This is a genomic window from Treponema maltophilum ATCC 51939 (assembly GCF_000413055.1).
Taxonomy (GTDB): Bacteria; Spirochaetota; Spirochaetia; order Treponematales; family Treponemataceae; genus Treponema_C; species Treponema_C maltophilum.
The window spans coordinates 2,485,609-2,512,281 of sequence record NZ_KE332518.1 but is presented as its reverse complement, the minus strand read 5'-3'; the positions used below and the strand labels follow the sequence as shown (position 1 = coordinate 2,512,281).

The window sequence follows — 26,673 nt, the reverse complement described above, 5'->3', positions numbered from 1 at the left end:
ACCGCACATTCTGCAATTGCAATTTTGACACATTCTTAAAGTTTGTGAAATCGCGATCGCCCCGCACCGATTGCTTTTTTTGTCCCGCAGCGTGTATACTTTTCGATATGCTTTTCATTTTTTTGCCGCTGCTTGCCGCCGCAGGTTTTTTAATTCTATGCTTTTCCGCAGGATTCGTACTGTTCGGTTTTTTATGCGCGCGCTCCGTGTACGCAAAACACTCGTTCGTCGATAACGCCGATCACATAAAGGACGAAAAAGTTTACCCCGTTTTGCTTGAAGCGAAAAACCGCATAGACGAAACATCGCAGGAAAAGGTCGCAATACGCTCCGCCTGCATCCGCCGGATTTTCCCCTTACCGTCCTTTTTCCCCAAAAAAACGCTGAAACTGTGCGCCGATTTACAACTGCAAAACGATGCCGAAAGCGCGTCCGACAAAAAGCATTTTGCGGTGCTCGTTCACGGCTTTTCCGATTCCGCCCGCGGCATGGCGTATTTGGCCGAAGCATATTATAAAAACGGCTTTTCCGTTTTAAGCGTCAACCTGCGCGCCCACGGCGAAAGCGAAGGCCGCTTTGCGGGGCTCGGCCATCTTACAACCGACGCCGCCGACCTTGCGCTGTGGCTCCGCTTTTTGGTATACCGCTTCGGCAAAGATATCCGCATTGTGCTTCACGGCGTGTCCATGGGAGCCGCGGCGGCCGTCCAATGCGCATACGGAATCATCGCCGTGCAAGACGAATGTGCCGACGAAAGAGCCGCCCTGAAAACGGTTGCCGCCGACTGCGGATTTTACCGTTTTTCGGAACAAGTCGAACGCCAGCTGTCCCTGTTTTTATCCGCAAAAGGCATTCACCGCGCGGTTTTCTGCTGTGCGGCAAAAGCCGCGTCTTTTTTCAACCTTTTTGTAAACGGATTTTCTTTTTCGGCCGATTGCCCGGGCACAACCTTGGCCGCATGCACGCAAGCGCAGCCCTTTGAACTCGTTTTGTTTCACGGCAGCGCCGACACCCTCGTACCGCCCGCCGACGCGCACCGCTTGTACGAAGCGGCGCACGAACCCAAACGGCTCGTTTTAACCGAAGGCGCCCCGCACATCGGCAGCTTTTTTTACGCCCCCGAAAAATACATGGCCGCCGTTTTGAAAAACTTCCGCGATTGACTTGTCCGAGTATACGGGCGTTGCCGTAAGAAATCTTACGGCCGCGTGCTCTGCAGTACTCCTCGCAGGCATTCGCTTGCTGCGGGGTACTGCTGCCGCCCGCTAACGCATTATACATAATAAGTATAGCAGTAAAAATATTTTATTCATTTTTTCTCTATTTTGCATACTTCGTATTTACCGGTATCATTATTGTATCTATACCGCCAATCTTTTGCTTTATTATCATACTCCGGAAACATGATAGCGGAAATTGCCGTATCCTGCCATTTAGTCCCCGGATATACATCTTGAATCGTTATACGTATTTTTACCACAGGCTTCGTAAATTGTACTGTCTTAAAATATACAAAATCTTCAAAATAGACTGTTTGCTCCAACTCTTTTCCTTTTGCGGTTATCCCCTTTATAAGAGCCTTTTTTATACGGCTATTCATTTTATATAAATGAGGCCGCGATGCGTCTACAAAACCGTTTAAAATATAACATACACTTTGTTCCATATCCGGCTCAATTTCTATCCATTCACCGATTCCGCCTCCCGCAGCGTTTTCTACCCACGGCATTGCATACATATTCAAGCTTGACCCGACCTCATCGTGTAACATGTATAATTCAAACTCGGAACCGTTATAGGGAAAGGTTACGCCTTTTACCGTTTCGGTCATATAACTGCTTGTTGTCGTTTTTTTTATAAGCCCTGAATAGGGACTGCTGTCTACATACCATCTCTGTTTATTTTCCGAATCCCAAAAGTCGCTTTTTTCTCTTTGTTTAAAAATATATGGAGTTGCCATAGTCAAAAAATATCCCGAATTAAAATCCTTCATACTTGTAAAAAACAACAGATATTCATTTCCTAACACAAAGAAGATATCGATTTTTTTATCTTCTTTTGTTTTATGATTGTGTACGGGAACTTTTTGTGATAAAAATCCATTTTCAGTTAACGTAAAATCGGAAATTTCAAACCGTTCAGTAGTATACAGCCGACCTTCAAGATCTTCTATACAAGCTTCCAGTTCTCTTTCTATTCTCTTAAAGCCCTGTGTCCAATCACAACGCACTTGAAACGTTTCTTTTTGAATAAACTGTGCAAACAATTCTTTTTGCCAATCAACGGCAAAAAAACAATGCCCCATTCCGCACAGTAAAATTACTGCTGTTATATATTTTTTCATCTTTTCTGCCTCCTTATCCGGTACTTTATATCGATAAGTATAGCTTGTAAAAATGCAGCTGTCCAGTTGTCGGCGATGCGCCCCTTTCAAAAGACGCGGATTGCGGCTATACTGCCGGTATGCAAAAACATCTTTGTAACGATTATCTGAGCGTTACGGTCGACACGGCGGGTGCGGAGCTCGTTTCCGTAAAAACGCGTTCGCACAGGGAAATCCTGTGGCAGGGCGAAAAGGGCGTATGGAACGCTCACGCGCCCCTGCTTTTTCCGTGGACGGGACGAATAAAAAACCGCCGGTTCACGCACAAGGGCGCGGCTTTCGACGCGGGCATTCACGGTTTTATAGCGCAGACCGAACACCGGCTCGCACAAGAAAGCGCGGACCTTTTGCGCTTCGAAACCGAAAGTTCGCCCGTTACGCGCAAACTGTTCCCCTACGATTTTGCACTCGCCCAAACGTTTTCCCTTAACGCCAGCGCGCTCACGCATACGGTTGACGTAACGAACACGGGGAAATCGCCGATGTTTTTCGGACTCGGATTTCATCCCGGCTTTATATGCCCCTTTGAAAAAGAAAAAGAGGCGGGCGATTACGAGCTTGTTTTCGATACGGCGCAAAGTCCGGACTTGGTCGAATTGACCGAAAACGGACTTCCTTCCGGCGCGCAAAGGCGGTACATGAATAATCAAAAAGCGCTCGCCTTGTCGGACGACTTGTTCAAAGGCAATACGCTGTGCTTTACGGGATTAACGGCATCGTCGGTTACGCTGCGCGAAAAAAGTGCGCCGCACAAAAAAAACGGCGCCGGCTATTCTGCAGGATATTCGGTTGAAGTGTGCATAAAAGATTTTCCGTACCTGCTTTTGTGGAGCGCCGCAACCGAAAAGCTGCGCTTTGTCTGCATAGAACCTTGGTACACGCTGCCCGATTTTGAAAACTCATCAAGCGAATGGGAATCCAAAAAGAATCTTTTGCGCCTTGAAAGCGGAAAAACTTTTACCGCCGCCCTTACGTTGACAATTCATACAGTATAACCGCGGCTGCCTGCGCAACGTTCAAACTGTCGGGGAAGGCTTCGCCGGCGCGCGCAAGCCGTTTATTGTGCGAGGGAATGCGCACGAGCCGGTCGCACAGTTTTTTTACCTCGTCCGTCATTCCGTTTTCTTCGTTGCCCAAGATAACGGCGCATCCGGTCTTCGCATCGTTTTTTGCTTCGTTTTTTACACCGCGCACGTTCATGCTGGCTGCGGCGTCGGTTCCCACACGTAAAAGCTTTCCTTTAAGCGCGCGCAAAAACACGGGAATCGAATGCACGGCGTACAGCCGCACAAATTCCATGCCGCCCTGCGCGTTCCGGTACGAGCTTGTCGTTATAAGGCTCGCAGCGCCGGCGGCCGGCAAAACGATCCGCTGTATGCCGAAAAAAGCCGCCGAACGGATTATCGCGCCCACGTTTTGCGCATTGCCGATACCGTCCAAAACCAAAACAGTTTCACCCCGGCTGCTCCATTCGTCAACATCGGAAGGCCCTACCGGCAAAAAAACCGGCATTTCAATCATCGCCGTAAGGCCCTGATGGTGGTGCGAGCCCGACAGCTTTTCGAGTTCCTGCGCGTCCTGCACTTCGTTGTACGGAATTTTACGCGATGCAAGTTCTTTGCACAAAAAACCGAACGCCGGTGCGCGTTCACGGGTATAATAAAAACGCTTTATTTTTTGCGGGTTTTGCCGCGCCAAAGCCTGTACCGCCGCAAAACCGCACACGGCCAATTCGGCTCGCTGCTTGTTTTTCATTTGATTTACAGCAGCGCTTCCAAGTCGATTTCGCCCGCCGTACAGGGAACGCGGATGTCCCAGTTTTCAAGAACGGCCGGGTGCAGTTCGCCGAAAATGCCGACCGCTTTGCCTTTTACGATAAGGCTCGCCTGCCGGCCGGGAATAAAACGCGGATCGGAAGCTTCTTCAACCTTGTATTCATGGTTTAAAAAATAAAGCAGAGAAGCCGTTTCGCTTGCCGCCGTATTAAAGTTCGCATCGGCGGATGCCGTCAAAAATCCTATGTACTGACGGGTTTTTGTTCCCGTATCTTCCGTATCGCATAAAAAAGCCGTTTTGCCGATTTCGAAAATCTTATGCGGATACACGGCGTTGCCCGATACCGCTTCGGCGCTTAAAAGCGACGGAATAATTGAAGAGCGCACAAACTGATAATTTTCGCTCATCGGGTTTGCAATTTCGATTACCTGCGAACCGTCGATGTTCATGCGCTCGATATAGTCGCGCTTTGAGCCCAAATAATTGAAAATCATTTCCTGGTAGCCCAAGCCGATTAAAAGTCCCTTCGCCTTGCGGCTCAAAAGCGTTACGGGCGACAGACGGCCGATCGTAAAATCGTGCGGTTTTTCCGGCTTAAATGCAGACAATTCGCAGCCGAGCATAATGTCTTCGATAACGTCCGCCGAATGCAAAAAGTCGTTGCGGTACGGAGGCGGCAGTACGCTTATAAGGCCGTCTTTTTCCTGCGCTTCGACACCCGTGCGGGCGAGGGCCGAAAGCATTTTTTCGACCGAAAGGTCTTCGCCCAAAAGTTTGCGTACCGCCGCAACCGAAGCTTGCGTCCGTTCCTGAAAATAAAAGGGCGTTACGAGGTCTTTGCCGAAGCCGGTGTCATACGGATGCTTTACAAGGCAGGGAAGAATCGTATAGCCCGCGTCGAAAAAATCGCAGGCAACAATCATCGTCGCAAGCAATAAAGACGGCATATCGGTTCCGGTCATTTCAACCAAAAGATCGCTGTCGCCGACCTGCACGGCGCCCAAAAATGCGCTGTTGATAATCGGCGCCATGGAAAGCGTTTCGCCGGCGGCATCGCTTAAAAGCGGAAACTTTTTCGCTTTTTCCAAAATCCAGCCGTATTCTTTTCCCTTCGGATGTTCGCTTATAATTTGGCGGCAGCTCATCGGCGTGTCAAAACCCAACGGCACAAAGCTCGTTTTATCCGGATCTACGGCATGATATGAAACCGGCCATTTAATCGGCGCGTAGCGGTACACGCCCATCGAAATCGAGCGGCGCTTGCGGCCGAAATTCCAGCATAATTTTTCCTGCGTTTGAATGACATCGAGCAGCATCGGCTCGTCGATCGGTTTTCCGGATATGACAAAGGCGCTCATAAAAGGACGGATATCCTTTAAGGCGGGATCCACGTTTATGACGCGCGAGCCGTAATCTTTGCTTTCACCCGCCGACGACAAAAAGTCTTTATATAAAACATAACCGCTTTCCCGACTCTGTTCGGCATCTTTATTTTTATGCAGCCGCAGTTGGCGCGCAAGGCCGGCGGTAGACCATAAGTCGGGACGGTTCGTATCGTTCAGTTCGATTTTAATCGTTCGTTCGTTTTCGGGCGCCTTGGGGTCAGGTTTTTCATCCAGCTCGGCCTTTGCGCAGGTTAAGCGCTGCTCGAGCACGTCGTAAGAATATTTTTCACCCAACAAACTAAAAAAAAGCTTTTCGTTTACATCTATTTTAGGCATATGCCCTCCGTTAAGCTCGGTAGTTTTTACAGTATACCGAAATCCGCCGGCGCTGTACAGACCTCGTGTTCCGACGGCAGACTTCGGCATGAATGAAAAATAAAAGAAAACAGGCTTGCAAAGAAGCAAAAAGAAGTGTATCCTTTAGGCGATGGCAATAAAAGAACGAAAAACGCACCGTTTCCGCGAAGCGGGAAAGGTTTCCGTACCTGAACTCTGTATTTTTCCGGGTCTTTTAATCGATATAAGCAGTTCCGGCTGCTGTATCCGTTTTCCCGCCGTCGTTGACCCCGACATGGATTCGGACTATGAAGCATCATTCGTCCTGTCGTCAAAATCGCCGCAGCACCCGATCGTTCTTATAGTGCAGCCCAAATGGAAAAAGACCGCCGACTCGGCAACGGAAATCGGCTTTGAATTCCTGCATTCGCCCGGTACCAAAAATCTGGCACAGTACATACAGGAACTTTCCGAAGCCGCCGAAGGCTAAACGGTCAAGAAGTCGATCCGTTCGCACTTCAGTTACTTGCGTTTCAATTATTCGCGCTGCAAATCGGTATAATAATATCGCAGCCTCACGGCGGCAAATAAAAGCACCGCAATCGAAAACCACCAGATGAGTCCGTTGAACGAAGCAAAAAAATCGTATAAGCCGTGGCAAACCGTTGCGGACACAAGGGCGGCAGCCCGCGCCTTTCCGTTTTTACGTGTCCACACGAAAATTCCCGACAGGCCCGAACACAGCGCGTGCAACACCACGGCCGTAATCAAACGCACGAGCGAATAATTCGTTCCGGCGATGCAGTATACGAGGGCTTCAAAAGAGCCGACCGCCGTTCCGGCAATAATGGCCGACGCCGTAAACGCCGAAAGCGGAACCGCCTTTACCGGCAGCAAAAATAAAAAGACCGCCTTTACGGTTTCTTCGATTAATCCGTTAAAAAGCAAAGCGCTCAAAAAAACGGCGGCAAGAGAAGCGGGCGAAAAATTGAAAAAGCGCCGTATAACGAATTGAATGACGATAATCGGAACGAGGGCGGCAAAGCCCGCGCCGACCGCCCATACGGAATAGGAAAGCTTAAAGGACGGCACTTTTACGGCCGAAAAAACGATGCCGGCAAGCAGGGGCAAAAAGCACATGGCCAGCGTTACGTACAAAATCATACTTCATCATAACAAAAATACTGTACAGGTGCAATAAAAGGCTGTATAGTAAGCATATGCAGTGCGTTATTTTGCTTGGTATACAGCATTCGGGAAAAACGACCGCCAGCCGTCTTTTGGCGGCGCGGAAGAGCTTCGAGTTTTTCGATATCGATGCGATTATCGAGCGGCTGTGCGGCATAAGCTGCCGCGAACTGTACGCGCAAAAAGGTGAAGCCGCGTTTAAAAAAGCCGAACTTGAAGCGTGCCGGCTTTTTCAAGCCGCTTGTGCGGAAAAAAGCAAAACAAACGCGAAAGGCGTCGTATGCGCCGCAGGCGGCGGTATCTGCGACAACGCGCGCGCGCTGTCGGTTTTAAAAAAAACGGGCACCTGTGTTTATTTGGATATCGGCGAAGAAGAAGCTTTTTCGCGCATTTGCGCGCGCGCGGCACGCGAAGGAAGTTTTCCCGCCTACATCGAGCGGCACAAACCGCAAACAGACGAACGGCGCAGGGAGATTTTTCACGCCGTATACGAACGCAGAGCGGCGGAATATAAAAAAAACGCGGCGCTGACTGTCAACGCGGACGGTTTAAGTCCGGAACAAGTATGCGCCGCTATTGAAAAGCTGCCGGCTTTAACGCCTTAAAATCCTTTTAAAAGCACCCGCATCCGCCGCCGCAGCCGGAACACCCGCCGCATCCGCCCGAGGAGCAGCCGCATGAATCGCCGGAAGCGGCTGAAAGCTCTTCATCGGTCGCATCGCGCACATCGGTTATGTTTACATCAAAAAACAGCTTTTTGCCGGCGAGCTCGTGGTTCGCGTCCACCGTTATGTTGTCGCCGTCAATTTTTGTAACGCGAACAATGCGGCTCATTGCGCCGGAACCCGTTTCAAATTGCATGCCGACTTCAATCTTTGTTCCCGTGTCGAAATTCGCGCGCGGAATCGTTACAACCAAATCTTTTGAATATTCGCCGTACGCTTCGGCCGGTTCAACCGAAACCGACAAAGATTTGCCGGCCTCTTTGCCTTCGAGCTGCCTTTCCAAACCCGGAATCAAGTTGCCGTATCCGTGAAGATATTCCAGCGGCACGGAACCTTCGGACGAATCGAGCACGTTCCCGTCTTCATCCTTCAGCGTATAATGGATTGATACCATTTTATCTTTTTCGATTACCATATAATTCCTCTTGTATTTATACTAATATACACTTTTAAGCGCCGCGCGGTCAAGTCGGAGCAAACGGATAAAGGCGGACAGTTTTCTCAGTCGCAGGACTTTTTCTTGATTCCCGCACTTTTTTTTGTTATATTCAGCTTATGTACATTATCTTCAGCCTGCTTGCGGCATTGGCAAGCGCCGTTTCGCTGTATTCGCTTTTATGCATTGTACGCGTTTTTTTTACGTGGGTGCCCGACCTCAATTACAGTCCCTTCGGCAAACTGCTTGCGCACATCTGCGACCCCTGGCTCAACGCATTCCGCAAATTCAATTTTACGCGGAACTCGCCCGTCGATATTTCTCCGGTTATTTCCGTAGGCGTTTTACTCATTATTTCGTCGATTTTCAAGCAAATCGCGCGCTCGCGCAGTTTTTCACCGCTCGTTATTATTGCCGTGATTGTGCAAATGGTATGGTCGGTTGTGTCGTCGCTTTTAACTTTTTTTAATATTTTGCTTTTAGTCCGATTGATTGCCGAACTGCTCAACAGAACGCAAAGCCGCATTTGGTACAATGTCGATCAGGTTTTGAATCCGATAATTTACAAAATTCCCGCATTTTTTGTGCGAGGTCGTTTTATCCGGCCGAAAACGGCGATGCTTATAACGCTGGGCTGCGGTGTTGTCGTTCAAATCGCTTTGGGACTGCTTGTAAAAAGCGTGCTGCCCCTTTTATTGCTCTAGCCTATGAAGTTGAAGGACATGGAGATACCGCTGAACCGTATCTCCGGCGTGGGACCGTCTTTTGCAAAAGCCTTTGCCCGTGTAAATGTTTTTACGGTGTCCGATTTGCTGTCGTATTATCCGCGCGATTGGGAAGACCGGACGCGGCGCCGCTCCTTTGCCGAATTTATGCGGGGAAAAGTCCATACGGCCGCTCAAGTGCTTTCGCACGAATGGTTCGGCTTCGGCCGCATGAAAACGCTGAAAATCATCGTAACCGACGGCACGGAGCGCGCGGCTCTCGTGTGTTTTAATCGTCCTTTTTTGCAAAAGAACCTGCCTGAAGGTTCGCTCATAAGCGTAAGCGGCGCATTCACCTACCGTTACGGCGAAATACAATCCTCGTCTTTCGATGCAGTTCGTATTGCCGAAGAAGGAAGCCTTGCCGACATTGCAAACTCGATTTTGCCGGACAGCGCCGTTTATCCCGTGTACGCGCTCACCGCGGGCTTGACGCAAACCCACATCCGTAAAACAATGAAAAAAGCGCTTTCGGAATACGGGAAGGGAATTGAAGACGAGGTTCCTCAAAGGCTTATCGACGCATACGGATTTTTCCATAAACAAAAGGCCGTACAGGCGATTCATTTTCCTGCAAATATGGAAGAAGCCGAACAGGCAAAGCGTTCGATTATTTTTGAAGAACTGTACGTGTTCCAAAAAAACATTGCCGAGCGTGCGACCGAGCGCAAAAGCGGCATGAGCGCGCCGCTCCAAAAAACGGTCGGCTCGCAAAAAGAACTGGAACCGCTTTTGTCGCCGCGCCAAAAAGAACTGCTCGGCCGCTTAACCTTTTCGCTCACAAAAGACCAAATACAGGCGATCGCCGACATAAACGCGGACATAGACGCGGGCTTTGCGGCATCCGATGCGTCCGGAGGAAAGCCGTCTTTTTATATGGCGCGTTTGCTTCAGGGCGACGTCGGTTCCGGAAAAACCCTCGTTTCCTTTTTTGCCGCCTTGCGCACAATCGACTGGGGCGCGCAGTGTGCTTTGCTTGCTCCGACCGAAATTCTTGCAAAACAGCACGCCGAAAACGCCGCCCGCCTTTTGGAGCCCCTAAGCGGCGGAACGGGCAAGGGTGTGCGCGCCGCTTTTTTAAGCGGAAACGTTAAAAACAAAAACCGCATCCCGCTGTTGGAGGAACTTCAAAACGGCGGCATAGACATCGTTATCGGCACGCACGCTTTGTTTTCAAAAAATGTCCTGTACCGGAACCTGAAGCTGGTCATTATAGACGAACAGCACCGTTTCGGCGTCGTACAGCGCGGCACAATTATAGACAAAGGCCGCTCCTCGATCGTAAACGCGCGGCAGACGAACCCGGATGCCGTGCCTCAAAACCCCGCCCTTTTAATGATGAGCGCAACGCCGATCCCGCAAACGCTTGCCCACACCGTGTACGGCGACTTGGACGTTTCGCTTATAAAAAGCATGCCGGCCGGACGCAAACCGGTACTCACGCATTTGACAAAGCCGGGAAACGAAGGGCGCGTATACGAAACCGTGCGCGAAGAACTGAAAAAAGGGCATCAAGCGTATTTCGTGTATCCGCGCATCGAAGATGCGGAAAACGCCGAAGAAGAAGCCGATACGCAAACAAAGACCATGCCGAATACCGAAAACGAAAAACTGTCAGCATCGGCGGCGCGGGACAAGATGCGCGGCATAAAATCGGCGGAGCACATGTATGCGTTTTTATCGGAGCGCGTGTATCCCGAATTCAAGTGCGCGCTCATTCATTCAAAAACGGACGAAGAAGACCAAAGCCGGATTCTGCGCTTTTTTTACGAAGGACGCATTCAAGTGCTTGTTGCGACAAGCGTTGTCGAAGTTGGCGTTGACGTGCCCAATGCGACCTGTATGGTTATCGAACAGGCTGAACGTTTCGGCCTGGCGGCGCTTCACCAGCTGCGCGGACGGGTCGGGCGCGGCAACGCCCAATCGGCGTGTTTTTTAGTTTACGGCGATAAGCTAAGCGAAACGGGTAAAAAGCGGTTGAAGGTTATGCACGAAAGTACCGACGGTTTTTTTATTGCTGAAGAGGATTTACGTTTGCGCGGGCCCGGCGAAGCGGCCGGCATTCAGCAGTCGGGCTATTTGACGCTCGGTTTGGCCGACCCCGTGCGCGACACGGAACTTTTGCTTCTCGCGCGAACAGAAGCCTTAAAGGAAGCCGCAGACACGCCCTGTCCCGGTTGCACGCCGCGCCGAAACCCGCTCGGCGCCGACTATGCGTAATGCGTACCGCGCTCAGCGGGTTTCTTTGCCGTAAAAGTCCAAAATAAGTTCCACTTCGCCGATCGTTACATTCAGGCTGGACGCAATTTGTTCCACCTTCCATCCTTGATGGGCAAGCTTTATAACGCTTTCACGCACCGCAATCGGCGGTGCGCCGGCATCTTTCTTTTTGCCGCGGTCTTTTACGAGAGCCCCGAGCAGGTTCACTTGCTCAAGCGCTTCTTTTTTCATTTCGCTTAAGCGGACTTCCGTTTTGGTTATCCAGCTGCACGCCGTATCGACTTTTTCGATGCGCTTATCCGTTTCGGCCAAAATACTGTCCAAATTATTCAGTTTATCGACCAAATCGTTTATGCGCCCGGATTTTTCCATAAGCGAATCCAGATCCGTGCGCAGCGTATCGACGGCGGCCGGCATTTCCAGCGTTTGCTGCGAACATTCGCCGAGCCGCTGTTCAAGTTTGCGCAGCTCGTCGAAGGTGCGGTCGACGCCTTCAATGGTTTGATCGAGCACGATATTTTTCTTTTCGAGTCGGTCGTAACGCACGGAAATATCGCCGAGCGTTTCCTGAAAGCGCCGCACTTCGCCCTGAAGAATCTGTAAATCGTCGCTCGTGTTTTTCAGCTCCAGAATTTTTTGATCCATCGACGACGACAATCCCATAAGCTGGCGGAAATCCTTTTCCATGTCGTCTATTTTGTTTTTTCCGGCCGCAAACTGCTGAACCTTTGCCGTTATCTCGTCATCGATTTTTCGCATTTTGCCGAACTGCATTTCGATGCTGTCGGTTATCTGTTTGAAGTTGTCGAACCGCGAAATGTGATCGCGCAGTTCCTTCATTTGATTTTCAAGCTGATTTTTCATCTCGGTCGTTTTTTCGACCAACTGCGTTTGCGCCAAAAACTGCTTAAGCTGCCGATCGGTTTCGTTGATGCTCATTTTAAGATGATTCGCTTCGGTTTGAATTTCCAAAAAGGTTTTTTCGTGAATGCTTTCGGTTTTTTTCTGAGCGTCCTGTACGAGCGTTTTCAACAAGCGCAGTTTTTGTTCGGCGTCGCTGTTTTCCTCGCGGATTTTGCGCTGCGTGTCGTCCAGCATGGTTTCGTACGCTTTTTTGAATTCTTCAAGAACCTGTTCGGTGCGTTCTTCGTAATCCGCCAAAGCCTTTTTGCTTTGCTCTTTCAGCTCATCCAAATCGGCGGTGATTTTACCGGTTTCGTCCTTCGCGATATTTGCAAAATGCGCAATGTCGGAAGTAAAAATCTGGCGAACCTGTTCGATTTGTTCTTCGGAGGCTTGCTGCAAACCGGCAAGTTTTTCGGTATACAGCGAACGGTTTTCTTCAAACTGCGCATTGAGCCGCTCTCGCCACGACGCAAGATCGCCCAAAATGCCTTCCAACGACCCCTTCGTTTCTTCCTGCGCGACGGCTACCGACTGGGATATCTGCGTAAGCTGCGCGTTTATTTCCTGTTCGTAGCGCTTCAGCTGTTCCGCCGTGTTTTGCTGTTGGCGATCCAATTCGCCTTTCAGCGATTCTTCAACCGCTTGGCGGGCTTTTTCCATATCTTCATGCTGTGCATCGGTAAACGCACGCAGCGAACTGTCTATGCCGTCGAAGCGGTCTTTAAAGTCCGCTTCCGCATTTTTAAGCGCTTCTTCCAGCGCGGTAAACTGCTGGCGGTATTTTTCCTGCAGAGTGAGCAGTTTTTCTTTCAGATCTTCGCCGTACTGCAGCTCGAGACTGCGCCGCTCGTCTTCAAAACGCTGCGACACATCAGTTAAGCGCGCATCAAAGCCCGCCTTCCATTCTTCCAGCGACGTACTCAGGTTTTCGCCGCGTTCGTTCAAATCCTTAAAAAAATCGTCTTCAAAAACCTTCAGCTTTTCCGACACGCTGTCGTACGCTCTGGTTTTCAATTCGTTCAATTCCCGGTCCAACCCGTCGATAATTTCTTTCATGCCCTCGTACGACGAATTGATTTCGCTTTCAAAATCTTTTTGAGCGCTGCCCCGATCGTTTTTGAATAAGTCGAACTCGTTTAATATGCGCTGTTCGGCGTTTTCCATAAGCTTGCGGAAACTGCCGTCGAGGCTGTCGATGTCCGAAGCAAGCGTTTCGAGTTTTTTAAGCCGGTATTCGATATCTTTTTTTGTATCGGAAAGCTGTGCCTCCGTGTCGCCGAAAAACGCCTGCAGCGTTTTCGCGTTGTGTTTTACGGCGTCTTCGTAGGCGGTTTTGAACGCGTCTTTCATTTGCGCCATGTGAGTTTCCGATTCTTTTGCAAGGGATGCCGAATCGGACTCCAAAAGCCGGCGGAGCTGTTCGATAGCGGCGGCGCTTTCCTGCTGGCGTTTGTTGACCGTTTCATCCATGTGCTGCAGCATTTGCTCTGCCCTGCCGAAATTCGTATTGAATTCGACAAGTTCTTTTTTTTGCCGCTCTATTTCCGCACTGCTTTGTTCCGCAAGAGAGGCGATTTCGTCCGACAAAGCCGAATACTGCTTTTCCGCCGCGTCGGCAAGTTCTTTGCGCCTGCGCTCAAACTGCGAAAATGCCGCCGTGCTGAGATCTTCGAGCGCCTTTGAAAGTTTTTCGTCTTGAGCGCCTATTGCGCCCTGCAGGCGCTCATCCTGATCTTCGATGGCGGCGCGGATTTTTTCTTCCTGGCCGTTTCCGATCATATCCAAAAGGCGGCGCGATTCGGCGAGCGAGGCCGTCACTTCTTCCTGCCTGCTCGAAAGTTCCGTGTACACGCGGTTCGACACTTCTTCGAGTGCGGTTCGCGTCTTTTCGTTTATCTCGTTTACGGCCTCGATAAAACGGTTTTCCTGTTCCGCAAGTACACTGCGGATTTTTTCGCCTTGGCCGCCTTCGGCTTCGGCTAAAATGCGCTCGGTTTCGCCGGCAAGCTCGTTTACCTTTTCACGCTGCTTTTCAAGTTCCGCCGCAACCGCTTGCTGCTGGTTTTCAAGGTCGGAAAACACCTTTGCTTTTTGTTCGGCGGCAGCCGCGGACAAATCGTTCTTTAAAGATTCCAGCGCTTCGGTCGAACTGTTTTTAAAGCGTTCGTATGTTGCGGCGACCGACGAGGTAAGTTTTTCGAGCGCTTTGGAAAGTTTTTCATCCTGCCCCTCGATGGCGGCGCGAATTTTTTCTTCCTGGCCGCTTCCGATCATGTCCAAAAGGCGGCGCGATTCGGCAAGCGAGGCCGTCACTTCTTCCTGCCTGCTCGAAAGTTCCGTGTACACGCGGTTCGACACTTCTTCGAGTGCGGTCTGCGTCTTTTCGTTTATGTCGTTTACGGCCTCGATAAAACGGTTTTCCTGTTCCGAAAGTACACTGCGGATTTTTTCGCCTTGGCCGCCCTCTGCTTCGGCCAAAATGCGCTCGGTTTCGCCGGTAAGCTCGTTCACCTTTTCGCGTTGCTTTTCAAGCTGCGCGGCGACCTGTTCCTGCTGATTTTCAAGATCGGAAAGCACCTTTTCTCTTTGTGCGGAAACGGCCGCGGACAAATCGTTCTTTAGATTTTCCAGCGTTTCGTCCGAATCGTCTTTAAAACGTTCGTACACGTCGGCTGCGGAATTCCGTACCGCTTTCATTTGTTCGGCCAAATCGTTTTCGATTTCCGTTTTTTCGCGGTCGATGTATTCGGTCAAATCCTGCGTGCTGCGGTTTAAAAGATTTTCAAATTCTTCCGCGCGCTGCCGCGTGTTTTCCTGAAGCCGTGCAAAAACGTCGTCTTCAAGCGAATCGGCTTTTTCAGCGGCGCGAGAGAGCGATTCTTCAAATACTTCGTTTATCTGTTCGAGCAGCTGTTGGTTTTTATCCGTCGCCGCGTCCGCAAGCGTTTCCAAATCGGCAAAGCGCCGGTCGAGCGCCGCGGTATATTCGACCCCCGCACGGCCGATGTATTCCGCATTTTGTTTTTCAAAATCGAGCAAAAGCTGCGGAATTTTCTTTTCGATTTCGCCGAGCCGCTTTTGCTGGTCGGAGAGCAATTTGAACGTTTTATCTATAAAATCCGATTGTTTGTGTATTTTTTCAAGATTTTCTTCCACTTTCGACGACATTTCGAATAAGTCTTTTATAAGCGCTTCATAGGAAAGAACGCGTTTTTTTATGTCGTCCAGCACGCTTATATGCGCACCGAATTCCGCCGAGCGGGCTTCGAAAGCGGATGAGTTTTGCTCGAGCCGCTTAACGGCGGCAACGGCCTGACTTTGCTTTACGTCAAGTTCAACTCCGGCATTCTTCATTTGAATGATGCGGTCTTTAAAATACGCGTCAAAATCGGCAAGAACCTTGTCCGTAAATTTTTTAACCTTTTCAATCGACCGGTTGTTTTTATCCAGCTGCCTGAATACCAGCAGCATCGCAAAACAAACTGCGGCCGTAAGAATGTTCAGTATCATCGCTTTCCCCACCCGGTTTACAAGTTATCTATATTTACTGTAACACAATTTTACACAATTGACGATAGTTTTTAAAGCAAATATCGGCTTCGCGCGGCTTTTTATGCAATATTCTTCGCCATAAGGGCGTTAAATAGGCCGTTTTCATACCCGCATTGCGCGCGCCCTTAACGTCGCTTCGGATATTATTGCCGACATACAAAATACGCTCGGCCGGAACGCCCAAAGTGCGCTGCAAAATCCCGAACGGATAAGCGGACGGTTTAAGCGCCCCGCAGGTTTCCGAACCGAGAATGCAGTCGAACAGATGTTTGCAGCCCCACAAATCGCCTTTTTGCTCCGGCGGAAAATCCGACAGCAAGGCAAGTTTAAGCCCCGCATCTTTAAAAGAGCGCAGCGTATTTTGCACGTTTTTAAACGGTTTTATCGAAGGGAAAAAGGGCGCCAGTCCGTCGTAAATTTTTTCGCGTATGAGCCGGTGCGCTTCTTCCGGAGAGATTTCCATATACGCGGCTAAAAGGCGCGCCTGATATTCAAAAAAATCGGGAAGCGGCGCCGTTCTGTGCAAAATATAACGCACGCGTTTGAACTTAAGAAAAAAGGAAAGGTTTTTAAAAAAATACGGAATGAGGCGCACAAAAAGCCGGGAGTCGGGGTACAGCGTTCCGTCTATATCGAAAGCGACCGCTTGTATATCGAATATCATTATTTATTGTACTATAAATAAACGCCGCATGTCCATCATGCAAACCTTATTCTTCCCATCTGTGCTTTTGCAAATCGACGCACGAGTCGTTTTTAAACGTAACGCCTTCGGCAAGCAGGCGATTTTTTTGCTCCGGAAAATTCGGCGCGAGGCGGCCCGAATGATTGACAACCCGATGGCACGGATAGTCGCCGTAATCTTCAGCGCGGCTCAGTATGTTTCCTACAAGGCGCGCATTTTTGTCCCTGCCGATAAGACGTGCGATTTGCCCGTAAGTTGCGACCTTACCTTCGGGGATTTCTTCGACCGCCGAAAGGATTTCGTATATTAAATCTTCCGTTACGATTTTCCGCATGATGAATGTTCCGAAAGCACTTTCAACAGTCGTTCAACCTGTTCGCCGGTCGTTGCCCAGCTTGTCGCAATGCGGGCGACGGTGTGCGCTTCGTCCGCTTTTTCCCAAAAAGAAAAACCGATTTTTTCAGAAAGCAGAGCGTAATCTTCGTTTTTCAAAACGATAAAGATTTGATTGGTCGGAGAGGCGAAATATTGGCGGAAGCCGTGGGCGTCGAGGAATGTGCGGATTTTGTCTGCCGCACGGATCGCATTTTCTCCGATACGGAAGTACAGGCCGTCTTCAAAAAGCGTTTCGAATTGAATGCCCAAAAGCCTGCCTTTTGCAAGAAGTGCGCCGTGCTGTTTTACCGTTGTTACAAAATGAGGTAAGCGGTTTTTATCGGGAATGACGAGCGCTTCGCCGAAAAGAGCGCCGCACTTTGTCCCGCCTATGTAAAAAGCGTCCGAAAGAGATGCAAGGTCGGAAAGCGTTACGTCGTTTTCCGGAGAGGCGAGCGCATAGGCAAGCCGCGCCCCGTCGATGTAAAGCGCAAGCGCATATTCGCGGCATAGGGCGGCAATTTCGGACAGTTCCTTTTTAGAATAAAGCGTGCCGCATTCGGTCGACTGGGAGATATAGACCATACCGGGCTGAACCGCGTGCGCTCTGTTTTCATCGGCATAAAAATCATGCAGATACCGCTTAAGCGTTTCTGCCGAAAGCTTTCCCGCAATGCCTGCAAGCGTGAGCACTTTATGGCCGCCCGCTTCGACTGCACCTGCTTCATGCACGGCGATGTGTCCCGTGCCCGTCGCGACAACTCCTTCGTACAGGCGCAAAAACGCGTCGATGACCGCCGCATTCGTCTGTGTTCCGCCGACAAGAAAATGAACCGCGGCGTCAGAGCTGTTCGCAGCTTTTCGTATCAGGTTCCGTGCGCGTTCGCAGTGTTTGTCAGTTCCGTAGCCGGAAGTTTGCTCCGTATTTGTTTCCGCAAGACGCTGCAAAATCGCCGGATGAGCTTCTTCAAGATAATCCGCCGCAAAGTTCGGTTTGTATATCTTCATAATCTTTCCCCGATTCCCGACAATTTTTTGTTGACAATTGTATTTTTTTTCTATATTTTAAACACAGTGAGTATAATACATTTCTTTAAAATTACAAAGAGATGAATTCTTAACAGGAGGCTCATATGTCAAAGGAATTGGAAAAGAAATTAAATCTGTATCTTGCAAACCAACTGGTCGATTATGTAAAAAAACATAATCTGCACTGGAACTTGAAAGGAAGTCATTTTTTTACTCTTCATGCAAAACTCGAAGAATTGTATGAAGAAGCGGGCGATATTCTCGACGAAGTTGCGGAACGCATTCTCGCGCTCGGCGGAAACCCCGTTTCGAATATGAAAGAAGCCTTGTCGATTGCGACGATTAAAGAATTGGAAAACGGTCCCAAATCGACCGATCAGACGATAAAGGCGCTTATTTCCGACACCGACTATTGGATTAAAGATTCGAAAGAAATCGCCGAACTCGCGGACAAAGAGGGTGACAGCGTGACCAACGATATGTTCAACGGCTACACGAAGGCATATCAAAAATTGGCGTGGATGCTTAAAGCATACGTCAGCTAAGCCGGCGCGGCTTTGCCGAAGTGAAGCTGTCCGAAAACGAAAGTTTCGGACAGCTTTTTTTGTCCCTTCTTTTATTCAAAGCACCGAGTTCCGTGCGCCGACTTTTTTAGTCGTTCTCTTTGGGGTTGTCTTTTGCCGCGAACATGCCCGTAAGCGAAGCCGTTTCGATTATATGATCTTTAATCGCGGCTTTCAGTTCCTTAACCTTGCTGCCGGCCGGAAGGTTGAGCGTTGTGTCGAGCGCATACAGGTAAAAAATATAACGGTGGTTGCCGAACGGCGGCTGCGGCCCGTTATAGCCGCTTGTTCCCCAGCTCGTTGTACCTTCAACGGTGTTTGCCGGCACGTTGTCCGCCCCGATCGATGTCGTTTCCGGCGGAATGTTCCACAGCGTCCAGTGATAAAATCCGCCCGGCATCGGCGCGTCCGGATCGTGCACGATAATCGCCAAGCTCTTTGCCTCGCTCGGCACACCGGCAATTTCCAGCGGCGGAATGCGGTTCGCACCGAGCTTTGCAAATTCTATCGGCATCTTTTCGCCGTCGGCAAAAGCCGAACAAGTCAGTTTCATCGCGCCCTCTCCCGTAGAGATTTCTGTTTTGCGGCTGCCGCTTTTGCAACTGCCGCAAGAAATAAGCAGCAACGCCGTAAGCAACGGTATTGTTATACGTATAAGTTTCATAATTCCATCTTACTTCATAAAATACGGTAAGTCAATGGTTCTGCGATTACACACGGTTGTCGATTGCGTATTGCAGATTGGCAAACGCGTAGCTCATGCAAAATTCCCCTTCCGTCGAAAATACGCATCACTGCATCCTGTTATTGTCGCCCCCTTGACTTACCCCGCACTTTAAAGGATAGTCGGAGTATCGGAGTAATTATGAGTTTACAAATACACACGGCCATTATTCATGGCATTATATGGTCTGCCTTGTGGGCGGCAATGGTGGCGGTTTCGGTTCACCGATTCCCCTGGACAATAGCGCACGATTATCCTGCAGACGTTACAGAATGTGCCCATATACTGCAGCCGAGTGTAAATCAAAAAAGGCTCGCCATTGTCTTTTTTGTTTGCGTTTTTTTTCTGCTTGCCGGTACGGCGATCTTTTCGGTTTTCTGTACCTACGGCGCAAAAGACGTTTCTTTCGTCACAATTTTTTGCCATTTGTGGGTTATGGCGATGATGTGGAACGCCGTCGATTTACTCATCGTGGATTGGCTCATGATCTGCACGCTTTCGGCAAAACTGTTCATTTTTCCGGGAACCGAAAACTGCAAAGGTAATAAAGATTATCTGTTCCACTTTATGGGATTTTTAAAGGGTCTGATTGCAATGACGCTTACGGCGCTTATATTATCCGCTGTGGCATTTGCGATTATGCGGCTGATACGGTAATGTGAATAAATTGTGAAAGCAAGTTGGGAGATATAAGACAATCACACGAATGTAATGAGAGTTTATCACTGCTATCAAAGTAAGATTTGTGAGCAGCATATATTACTGCGTACGTAGAAAGTTCATTATTTTACGTTTAAGGAATTCCTTAGACGGCATCCTTTCCCATTTTTCTCATTACATTAAGCATTAAAAACAATCCGGCTATAATCATTGTAAAATCTACAATAGGTTCCGCCCACCAAACAGCTGACACTCCGAATAATTTCGGCAACAGAAGTATCGCCGGAACAAATAATACCAATTGTCGCAACAGTACAATGATCCCTGCTTTTTTACCGTCTCCAATGGATTGAAAAAAGGTCAGTGTCATAATCATAATTCCGTATAAAATAAATGTGGAATAAAACATCTTAAAGTTTTTAACACCGGCTTCAATAATCTCATGTCTTACACTGAATAACGACAGTAATGTATCGGAACAAAACATTGACGGTATCCACGAAACTGCCGCAAGAATAGTTGCTCCATATATAAAAATCTTCATCGTGTCTTTTACTCGCCCGTATTGTTTTGCTCCGAAATTTGAAAAATAATGAAATGTTAATAAAACTTGTACGATTTGAGATAATACGGTTGCGATAGCAGCTCCTTCAATAGCATATTCTCCCATGAGCTTTATAAGAATAGGGTCTAACATAATGTTGAGTATGGCTCCCGTTCCCATAATCATCATTGATTGGTTTTAATGATCCTTCGCCGCGCATTGTCATATTACCTGCTTGAGCAAAATTAACAAATAGAGATCCAAAGAACACAATTCGTAAATATCTAACACCAAGCTCTTTAATATTTCCTTTAGCACCGACCATATCTAAAAAATGAGGTGCGAATATCAAACCTGCTATTGTGATAATTGCAGAAAATAAAATAACCCAATAACAAAAATTGCCGAATATTTTATCTATTGTTTCTTTATCACCCTTACCGATAGCTCGTGATAATATCGATGCACTGCCTACGCCTATCAAAGCCGATATTCCGCCATTTATAATTGTCAAGGACATGGATACACTAATTGCCGACATCGCATAGTCCCCAATAAGCCGCCCTGCAAATATCCCATCCATAAACGGGTACAGACCGATAACCAGCATTCCAATTATTCCCGGGATAGCCAACTTGAATAACAATTCTTTAGGATTTTTAGTTAATAGCTGTGTTTTCATATCTTGTTTCATTGCAACTCACCTCTTAAAATATTATTTCTCATTTTCAAATATCCCTATTGGTTTAGTTATTTTTTTCAAGATCAATAATGTATTGAATCATTGTTTCTTTTATATACTTCTTATGAGCGTCAAAAGAATTCCGTGCATTAAGCACTTCCGAACTCACTATTAAACCGTTAATGTAATGAACTAAAAAACCATCCTTAAAAATATGTGCCCTAATTCCCAGTTTCTTTGCAATGAGATCAAGTTCTTTAGTTGTATGCAATTTTAGTTCTTGATATAAATCTTCCAAATCCCGATTATAGTTTTTTGCTTGCAAAAGAAGTGCGTACAGCTTCATTAAATCGGTTTTCGCTAATGCCTTACTTGTTAAAATATCACCCATTTGCTGATATTTATCTTTGCTCCGATTATGCACTAAATATTCAGTTATCAAGCTATTTCTGTATTCATTTCCATCAAGCATTAAGTCTTTTAGCATTTCAGTTGTACTTGCATAATGATGATATACGCCTCCTCTACTCATACCTATTTCAGTAATGACATCTTCCATTGTTGTATTCTGAAAGCCTTTATCTAAAAAGCATTTTTTTGCGGCTTCTCGAATTTCTCTTTTTCTCATCTGTCCGACTTTTTGTTTTTCTTCTTTCAAAATAAAGTCCCTCCTTGCCTGTCAAAAAAACCGACAGTGCTGTCGGTTTTTAATATAGCGTTATTATTAAGTGATGTCAAGTAAAAAAACACTTTGTAAACAGCGCGAAATGAACAGTATATACAAATAATAGTTAAAAACAGTAGATTAAGGAAATCAGCAATCTGAAATGTATGGAGTGAGAAATGAATAAAATAACATGTATTTGTTTAGGCGTGCAAAATATGGAAAAAGCATTAAAATTTTACAGAGACGGGTTGGGATATAAGACAGACTGTAAAGAAGATAATCCACCGGTATGCTTTTTTAATACACCGGGAACAAAATTTGAACTTTTCCCTTTGGATTCATTGGCAAAAGATATTGATGAAAATAATCCGCCGACAGGAACCGGCTTTTCAGGAATTACATTGACATACAATGTGAAAAACAAAGAAGATGTAGATAGCGTTATTGAGTTGGTAAGAAAAGCCGGAGGAACTATTGTTAAAGAGCCGCAAAAAGTATTTTGGGGCGGATATCATGCATATTTTTCCGATTTAGATGGATACTATTGGGAAGTATCTTGGGGTCCCAATTTTTAATTTGACGAAGATGGTCTATTGAAATTTTAGAGAGAAAGGTAACCTGTTCAGAAACGGAAGTTTCCGAACAGGTTTAATGGATAATTATGGCATCGAGTAAAACATATTTGGATTTTATTTTGGAACAGTTATCGGAATTGCAAGACATACGCTATCGCGCAATGATGGGAGAATTTATTATTTACTATCGAGATAAAATTGTGGGCGGTATCTACGATGACCGCTTGCTGGTAAAAGCGATACCCTCGGCAATTGCGTATATGCCGAACGCTTCCTACGAATTGCCGTATCAGGGCGCAAAAGAAATGCTTTTAGTAGATGAAGTCGATGACAAAGCATTTATAACCGGTTTGTTTAACGCAATGTATGATGAATTACCGGCGCCGAAAAAGAAAAGGGGGAATGAAAAACATGGGGTATTAACTACTACAGCATATTTTTTATTTTCCCAATAGTCAATACTTTCTAAAATATAGCGTTGACGCGATGTTAGATTAAATTTTCTATGTATTTTTATTCTTTTTCCACGTTATATAATCTTTTTTTGCCTTCATATCTTTTAACTTATTCCATGCTTCCAAAGCCTCTTTTCTTGTTGCATTTTTTTCGTTTGTCAGATAATCACTTATAAAGTTATTAAATTTACAGGATGGAATTTGCGGAAGCCTTCCTTCAGTTTGGTTTAACCGAATATATTCACAAATAACATCATCATAAGTTATTTTCTTGCCATGAGAAAGTTTATTTTCAATCCAGCGATTAAGCCAATATTTTGCACCCGATTTCGGTTTTAATCCCGGAACTCGTTTATCCATTTCACTCTGTATGAATTCCCACGTTTCTTTTTTGTTGCTGAAATTTTCAACATAAGTATGATTATTCAATATATCTCTATTTCGACTTTTAATCCGAAAACGATTCTTTTGATTTACCGTTCCGGTTTCCAAAAATTCAATAATCATCTTTTCAAGCTGATCCTTTCGTGTTTTTGAATCAAAAGGAATTTCAAGCGACTTTGCAAATGCTTTGAGTTCACTCATGTACCAATATTTATTCTTAAATTCTTTTATTGTCATAGAGTCTTTTGCTTATGGTAATGAATAGTCTGAGTTGCATGGACTACAGCCCAATCAGTTTCTGACAAGGCAATATTATCATTAATATCACCAACGAAAAGGTTTGTATCAGCAAGTTTTGTCATTGTTCAATCCTTTTACCTCCTTATCTCCAGCGTCGAAGGCGTCAATTGAACAGGATATTCATTGCGCGAAGCGTCATCCTGTCGACCTTTCCTCATACTATCACAAAAAGCCCTCATTTACAATCTAAACTGATACAGAATGAAAATCACATCTTTCTACCATGAATAACACATCGAATAAACAAGCAATTGGCAGATGAAATCTATCCCCACTAAACGATAAAAAAAGAAAAAAATCGGATTCCGCTTATAGGGCAGCCTTGTGTGTCCTATCATTGCGTTTTAGGACAATATATCTTGTTAGAATCTTCTTGTGTATTGCTTAGCAATAAATAGGGGATAAGCAAATGTAAAAACAATATTATATGAATCATCTTTTAGTATTGCTCTTTTCTCCCATAGAACTTCGTAATCAGCCTTGTCTGATATAAAACATCCCAATTGTTTTAGATATTTTACAGGATCATTTGCAAAATTTATTTTGATATCATTATTAATGTTTTTTATTGAAAAATCACTGCATTGAAGATAATTTTCCATTAATTGGCTGAAAATACTATATCCAGAACTGCCGTCCATTGCACTCATTTTATCATGAAGATTGTCAGAAACTAATATCAGTGGTGATTTTTCTCTATACTTTGAAAATCTACGATCTTCGGAAATCCAAATATTAATTTTATCAGTTTGAAATGCTGAATCAATTATTGAACCATCTATAATGACTTTACGCAATTGTAATTTTTCTAATGTAAAATAAAATTCATTATACATAAGGTTGTCTTCAGGCTCAAAAAGATAATTTTTCTTCTTAAGATATTCATATACAGCAATAATCTTGGCGTGGGTATCTTTGTTTTTCGCATCAATGTTTGTTGACAAATCTACTTTTCCAAACTTTAATGATAATGTATATGATAACCTTTTAAGAATACTATCAAGTGATTGAAAATATAAATTATTCACTTTTTGAATATTTATATATTGATAATTTTTTAGTTCACGGTTTAATTCATACATAACAATCTCCTTCTATAATTTTACTATTAGATAGCATTTTATATTACTTTTCTATTTTTTACATGAGTAATTTAATATTTGCTTACCTGCATTTGTGAACACTATCAGCAGGAGCAAGTGTTCTTAATTACCAATTTTTATAGATAAGAAAAACCGGATCAATTTTCTTCATTTCGGTTGATATCTGCTGCTTGTCGAGCTTCTCCATTAATTGTTTACGTCTTTCTATATTTGATTCGCGCTGATTTAACCCCTTTTCAAGTAAAACTACAACTTGTTAAGCTATAGTTCTATTTTTGCCTTTTGCATTGAAACGGCAGCTAACATTCGTATATTCTCATAATAGTTGTTCTACAAGAAGCTTTGTTCTTTTTAAAATGAATATTAATTCTTCATCTTTTAATGTGGGGAGTATTTGATGAGTACCTTTTTGATAAAGATTAAATAGTTCAACTATTGCATCGATATCCTTGTCAATTATTTCAAGTAAATCTGAGTTTTGATATTTTTTCTGCAAAATATAATCTATTCTAGTTCTTCTTGTTGGTTTGTTATCATGATAATATTTTTGATTTATATATATTTTTCTAATATCATCATCTGGTGCACAAGTATGTAGTATTTGCGTTATTAACTCACGTAAAGAAGTAATTGTATGTCTTACTTTGTCGGGATTTTTTGATATTAAGGATTCTTCCGCACCTTTTAACAGTATACTCCATGAGTTATTTATACTGATAATTTTTTCTTCTGCCTTAGAACAATTGTTGTCAACTAAATCTAAATATTCCTGTTCTGAATCACTATCGATTTCTTTTTCTATATATTTTAAATATTTCAAAGATTGATAATGTGCAGCACCAGATACTTTTGGTGCGATTAAATAGTCTACTATAATATTTTTATTTATCTTTGATTGAGAATAGCTTAAACTCATCTTTGTAATTTCTGAAGACAATAACTGAGATGTAGTAATCAATGAGTGAGATAAATCCGAAAAGGTATTTAGATAATCAGGTATTTGAATAGTTAAATTACTATACAATCCAAGCATTGATGAAGAAAGTAAAAATGAATTTGTATACTCAGGAGTAATATTTTTTATAATATTTGCTAATTCATTGATTTGTGAAATCATAGGAGGTGGAATAATTTCATTAAATGTATTAAACTGAGATAGAAAATCTCTAAATGGTTGATTAATAAGCTTAATCTCTTTTGAAAGAGAATTTAGATATGTCATTTCAGGAAGCAGATTTTTATAACTATTCATTAATTTATTTTGTGCTTGTAACATTTTTTCGAATTTATTCATGTTTTTTCTGCTGTGCGAAGTGATATCGCTCTAACACCCCTTTCCCCATTATATCATAAAAACACTGATTTTCAACTTAAATTTATTTGATGCTTAAATTAGCGCAAAACAAAAAATTAAATCTTTCTACATAATATTTATAATGTTTGTGTGGGGATCGTATGAAAAATATATTGATTTGACATGAACTTTGCTTGATTTTTCATGCAGCCTGCCGTATATTATAAACGGAGGCAAAACATGGCAATGTTACAAGTCCGCGACATGGATGACCGCTTATACGACAGATTGAAATTCGCCGCAAAACGTGATAACCGCTCAATCAGCCAACAAGTCGTTACCATTTTGCAAAATTATTTTACTTCCGTTCCCGTAAAACCGAAAAATGCCACAGAAGAATTTTTGAAACTTTCAGGAGCATGGGAAGATACAAGAAGTGCAGAAGAAATTATTGACGATATAAGAACTTCCCGCGTCAATTCAACAAGATTCGAGGCTGTAGATGGCATATTTGATTGATACGGACATCATAATATTCGCACTGAGAGGCGACAAGACGGTATTGGCAAAATTCGAGGAAAACAAAAATATTCCTATTTCCATTTCGATGATTACGTATGCAGAGCTTGTATTCGGTACAAAACGCTCGCAGAATGAACGGACTAATATGCTAAAAGTGAATCGTATTCGCGAAATTTACCCTGTCGAAGAGTTGAATATCGGTATTATGGAACTATTTGCCGATATAAAAGCGAACATGTATTCCAAAGCAATGAGAATAGAAGACATGGATCTATTTATTGCAGCAACGGCAATTTACAATGATTTGACTTTAGTAACCAATAATACAAAGCATTTTAAAAATATTCCGTTATTGAAATTGGAAAACTGGAAAACATAATAAGAGCAGCGGGAAGCAAAAAAAGAATTTTCGCCGTATTTTGATTCCGTTTTTAAAGACT

The 26,673-nt window shown here is 45.2% G+C and carries 26 protein-coding genes and 1 pseudogene; 12 read left to right on the top strand and 15 right to left on the bottom strand.

From position 1 onward, the window contains the following. Window positions 1-107: 107 nt before the first annotated feature. Entirely contained in the window at window positions 108-1,163 is a 1,056-nt protein-coding gene (locus HMPREF9194_RS11620) for an alpha/beta hydrolase (RefSeq protein WP_016526576.1), read from the top strand. Window positions 1,164-1,309: 146 nt separating this feature from the next. Here HMPREF9194_RS11620 and HMPREF9194_RS12005 read toward each other — a convergent pair whose 3' ends face one another. Continuing rightward, window positions 1,310-2,344, bottom strand: a complete 1,035-nt coding sequence (locus HMPREF9194_RS12005; RefSeq protein ID WP_016526575.1) for an NADase-type glycan-binding domain-containing protein — start codon at window positions 2,342-2,344, stop codon at window positions 1,310-1,312. Window positions 2,345-2,463: 119 nt separating this feature from the next. Here HMPREF9194_RS12005 and HMPREF9194_RS11610 point away from each other — a divergent pair, with 119 nt between their 5' ends. After that, window positions 2,464-3,378 (top strand): aldose 1-epimerase family protein, encoded by a 915-nt coding sequence (locus HMPREF9194_RS11610; RefSeq protein WP_016526574.1) that lies wholly within the window; start codon window positions 2,464-2,466, stop codon window positions 3,376-3,378. Here HMPREF9194_RS11610 and HMPREF9194_RS11605 read toward each other — a convergent pair. Then, entirely contained in the window at window positions 3,353-4,138 is a 786-nt protein-coding gene (locus HMPREF9194_RS11605; protein WP_016526573.1) for a TrmH family RNA methyltransferase, read from the bottom strand. The two genes, HMPREF9194_RS11610 and HMPREF9194_RS11605, sit on opposite strands and share 26 nt — an antisense overlap. A gap of 5 nt (window positions 4,139-4,143) precedes the next feature. Continuing rightward, window positions 4,144-5,880, bottom strand: coding sequence for a phenylalanine--tRNA ligase subunit beta (gene pheT / locus HMPREF9194_RS11600; RefSeq protein WP_016526572.1), 1,737 nt, complete (start codon window positions 5,878-5,880; stop codon window positions 4,144-4,146). A gap of 151 nt (window positions 5,881-6,031) precedes the next feature. On the opposite strand from pheT, the gene HMPREF9194_RS11595 reads away from it, so the two are divergent. Next, on the top strand, window positions 6,032-6,370 hold the full coding sequence (locus HMPREF9194_RS11595; protein ID WP_016526571.1) for a PilZ domain-containing protein: 339 nt from the start codon (window positions 6,032-6,034) through the stop codon (window positions 6,368-6,370). Window positions 6,371-6,417: 47 nt separating this feature from the next. Here HMPREF9194_RS11595 and HMPREF9194_RS11590 read toward each other — a convergent pair whose 3' ends face one another. Next, window positions 6,418-7,044 (bottom strand): PrsW family glutamic-type intramembrane protease, encoded by a 627-nt coding sequence (locus HMPREF9194_RS11590; RefSeq protein ID WP_016526570.1) that lies wholly within the window; start codon window positions 7,042-7,044, stop codon window positions 6,418-6,420. Window positions 7,045-7,100: 56 nt separating this feature from the next. Between HMPREF9194_RS11590 and HMPREF9194_RS11585 the strand changes: the two genes are divergently transcribed. Further along, complete coding sequence (locus HMPREF9194_RS11585; RefSeq protein ID WP_016526569.1) at window positions 7,101-7,673, top strand: shikimate kinase; 573 nt, start codon at window positions 7,101-7,103, stop codon at window positions 7,671-7,673. 7 nt (window positions 7,674-7,680) lie between these two features. On the opposite strand, the gene HMPREF9194_RS11580 is transcribed toward HMPREF9194_RS11585, so the two are convergent. Further along, window positions 7,681-8,208, bottom strand: coding sequence for an FKBP-type peptidyl-prolyl cis-trans isomerase (locus HMPREF9194_RS11580; protein ID WP_016526568.1), 528 nt, complete (start codon window positions 8,206-8,208; stop codon window positions 7,681-7,683). A 140-nt stretch (window positions 8,209-8,348) separates the two neighbouring features. Between HMPREF9194_RS11580 and HMPREF9194_RS11575 the strand changes: the two genes are divergently transcribed. Together HMPREF9194_RS11575 and recG are read left to right on the top strand one after the other, a co-directional pair. After that, window positions 8,349-8,933 carry a YggT family protein gene (locus HMPREF9194_RS11575; RefSeq protein WP_016526567.1) on the top strand — a complete coding sequence of 195 codons (585 nt, stop codon included), beginning with the start codon at window positions 8,349-8,351 and terminating at the stop codon, window positions 8,931-8,933. Window positions 8,934-8,936: 3 nt separating this feature from the next. After that, window positions 8,937-11,213, top strand: coding sequence for an ATP-dependent DNA helicase RecG (gene recG, locus HMPREF9194_RS11570; RefSeq protein ID WP_016526566.1), 2,277 nt, complete (start codon window positions 8,937-8,939; stop codon window positions 11,211-11,213). A 12-nt stretch (window positions 11,214-11,225) separates the two neighbouring features. Here recG and HMPREF9194_RS11565 read toward each other — a convergent pair whose 3' ends face one another. The 4 genes from HMPREF9194_RS11565 to HMPREF9194_RS11550 are packed head-to-tail and all read right to left on the bottom strand — an operon-like array spanning window position 11,226 to window position 17,739. Continuing rightward, window positions 11,226-15,629, bottom strand: coding sequence for a SpiroCoCo family coiled-coil protein (locus HMPREF9194_RS11565; RefSeq protein ID WP_016526565.1), 4,404 nt, complete (start codon window positions 15,627-15,629; stop codon window positions 11,226-11,228). Between the two features lie 34 nt (window positions 15,630-15,663). Further along, window positions 15,664-16,335, bottom strand: a complete 672-nt coding sequence (locus HMPREF9194_RS11560; RefSeq protein WP_016526564.1) for an HAD family hydrolase — start codon at window positions 16,333-16,335, stop codon at window positions 15,664-15,666. 46 nt (window positions 16,336-16,381) lie between these two features. Then, complete coding sequence (locus HMPREF9194_RS11555; RefSeq protein ID WP_016526563.1) at window positions 16,382-16,690, bottom strand: MGMT family protein; 309 nt, start codon at window positions 16,688-16,690, stop codon at window positions 16,382-16,384. Then, complete coding sequence (locus HMPREF9194_RS11550) at window positions 16,675-17,739, bottom strand: threonine aldolase family protein (protein ID WP_016526562.1); 1,065 nt, start codon at window positions 17,737-17,739, stop codon at window positions 16,675-16,677. Before HMPREF9194_RS11550 ends, HMPREF9194_RS11555 begins: the two co-directional genes overlap by 16 nt. Before the next feature lie 125 nt (window positions 17,740-17,864). Between HMPREF9194_RS11550 and HMPREF9194_RS11545 the strand changes: the two genes are divergently transcribed. Further along, the gene (locus HMPREF9194_RS11545; RefSeq protein ID WP_016526561.1) at window positions 17,865-18,305 is read left to right on the top strand and encodes a Dps family protein; all 441 of its coding nucleotides are present in this window, start codon (window positions 17,865-17,867) and stop codon (window positions 18,303-18,305) included. Between the two features lie 106 nt (window positions 18,306-18,411). On the opposite strand, the gene HMPREF9194_RS11540 is transcribed toward HMPREF9194_RS11545, so the two are convergent. After that, entirely contained in the window at window positions 18,412-18,987 is a 576-nt protein-coding gene (locus tag HMPREF9194_RS11540; RefSeq protein WP_016526560.1) for a YbhB/YbcL family Raf kinase inhibitor-like protein, read from the bottom strand. Between the two features lie 201 nt (window positions 18,988-19,188). On the opposite strand from HMPREF9194_RS11540, the gene HMPREF9194_RS11535 reads away from it, so the two are divergent. Then, entirely contained in the window at window positions 19,189-19,704 is a 516-nt protein-coding gene (locus tag HMPREF9194_RS11535) for a hypothetical protein (RefSeq protein WP_016526559.1), read from the top strand. A 148-nt stretch (window positions 19,705-19,852) separates the two neighbouring features. Here the strand turns inward: HMPREF9194_RS11535 and HMPREF9194_RS11530 are convergent. Both HMPREF9194_RS11530 and HMPREF9194_RS11525 read right to left on the bottom strand, forming a co-directional pair. After that, window positions 19,853-20,945 (bottom strand): annotated as a pseudogene (locus HMPREF9194_RS11530) (MATE family efflux transporter). Window positions 20,946-20,997: 52 nt separating this feature from the next. Further along, window positions 20,998-21,591 carry a TetR/AcrR family transcriptional regulator gene (locus HMPREF9194_RS11525; protein WP_016526556.1) on the bottom strand — a complete coding sequence of 198 codons (594 nt, stop codon included), beginning with the start codon at window positions 21,589-21,591 and terminating at the stop codon, window positions 20,998-21,000. A 185-nt stretch (window positions 21,592-21,776) separates the two neighbouring features. Between HMPREF9194_RS11525 and HMPREF9194_RS11520 the strand changes: the two genes are divergently transcribed. Together HMPREF9194_RS11520 and HMPREF9194_RS11515 are read left to right on the top strand one after the other, a co-directional pair. After that, window positions 21,777-22,175 carry a VOC family protein gene (locus HMPREF9194_RS11520; protein WP_016526555.1) on the top strand — a complete coding sequence of 133 codons (399 nt, stop codon included), beginning with the start codon at window positions 21,777-21,779 and terminating at the stop codon, window positions 22,173-22,175. 86 nt (window positions 22,176-22,261) lie between these two features. Next, complete coding sequence (locus HMPREF9194_RS11515; RefSeq protein WP_016526554.1) at window positions 22,262-22,630, top strand: TfoX/Sxy family protein; 369 nt, start codon at window positions 22,262-22,264, stop codon at window positions 22,628-22,630. 48 nt (window positions 22,631-22,678) lie between these two features. Here HMPREF9194_RS11515 and HMPREF9194_RS11510 read toward each other — a convergent pair whose 3' ends face one another. From HMPREF9194_RS11510 to HMPREF9194_RS11500, 3 genes are all read right to left on the bottom strand, one after another. Then, entirely contained in the window at window positions 22,679-23,251 is a 573-nt protein-coding gene (locus HMPREF9194_RS11510) for an SAP domain-containing protein (RefSeq protein ID WP_016526553.1), read from the bottom strand. A gap of 425 nt (window positions 23,252-23,676) precedes the next feature. Continuing rightward, complete coding sequence (locus HMPREF9194_RS11505; protein WP_016526552.1) at window positions 23,677-24,396, bottom strand: DUF7019 family protein; 720 nt, start codon at window positions 24,394-24,396, stop codon at window positions 23,677-23,679. A gap of 337 nt (window positions 24,397-24,733) precedes the next feature. Then, entirely contained in the window at window positions 24,734-25,711 is a 978-nt protein-coding gene (locus HMPREF9194_RS11500; RefSeq protein WP_040846362.1) for a pPIWI-associating nuclease domain-containing protein, read from the bottom strand. Window positions 25,712-25,951: 240 nt separating this feature from the next. On the opposite strand from HMPREF9194_RS11500, the gene HMPREF9194_RS11495 reads away from it, so the two are divergent. Both HMPREF9194_RS11495 and HMPREF9194_RS11490 read left to right on the top strand, forming a co-directional pair. Then, window positions 25,952-26,230, top strand: coding sequence for a hypothetical protein (locus HMPREF9194_RS11495; RefSeq protein ID WP_016521328.1), 279 nt, complete (start codon window positions 25,952-25,954; stop codon window positions 26,228-26,230). Further along, window positions 26,214-26,612 carry a PIN domain-containing protein gene (locus HMPREF9194_RS11490; protein WP_016526550.1) on the top strand — a complete coding sequence of 133 codons (399 nt, stop codon included), beginning with the start codon at window positions 26,214-26,216 and terminating at the stop codon, window positions 26,610-26,612. Before HMPREF9194_RS11495 ends, HMPREF9194_RS11490 begins: the two co-directional genes overlap by 17 nt. Window positions 26,613-26,673: the final 61 nt, after the last annotated feature.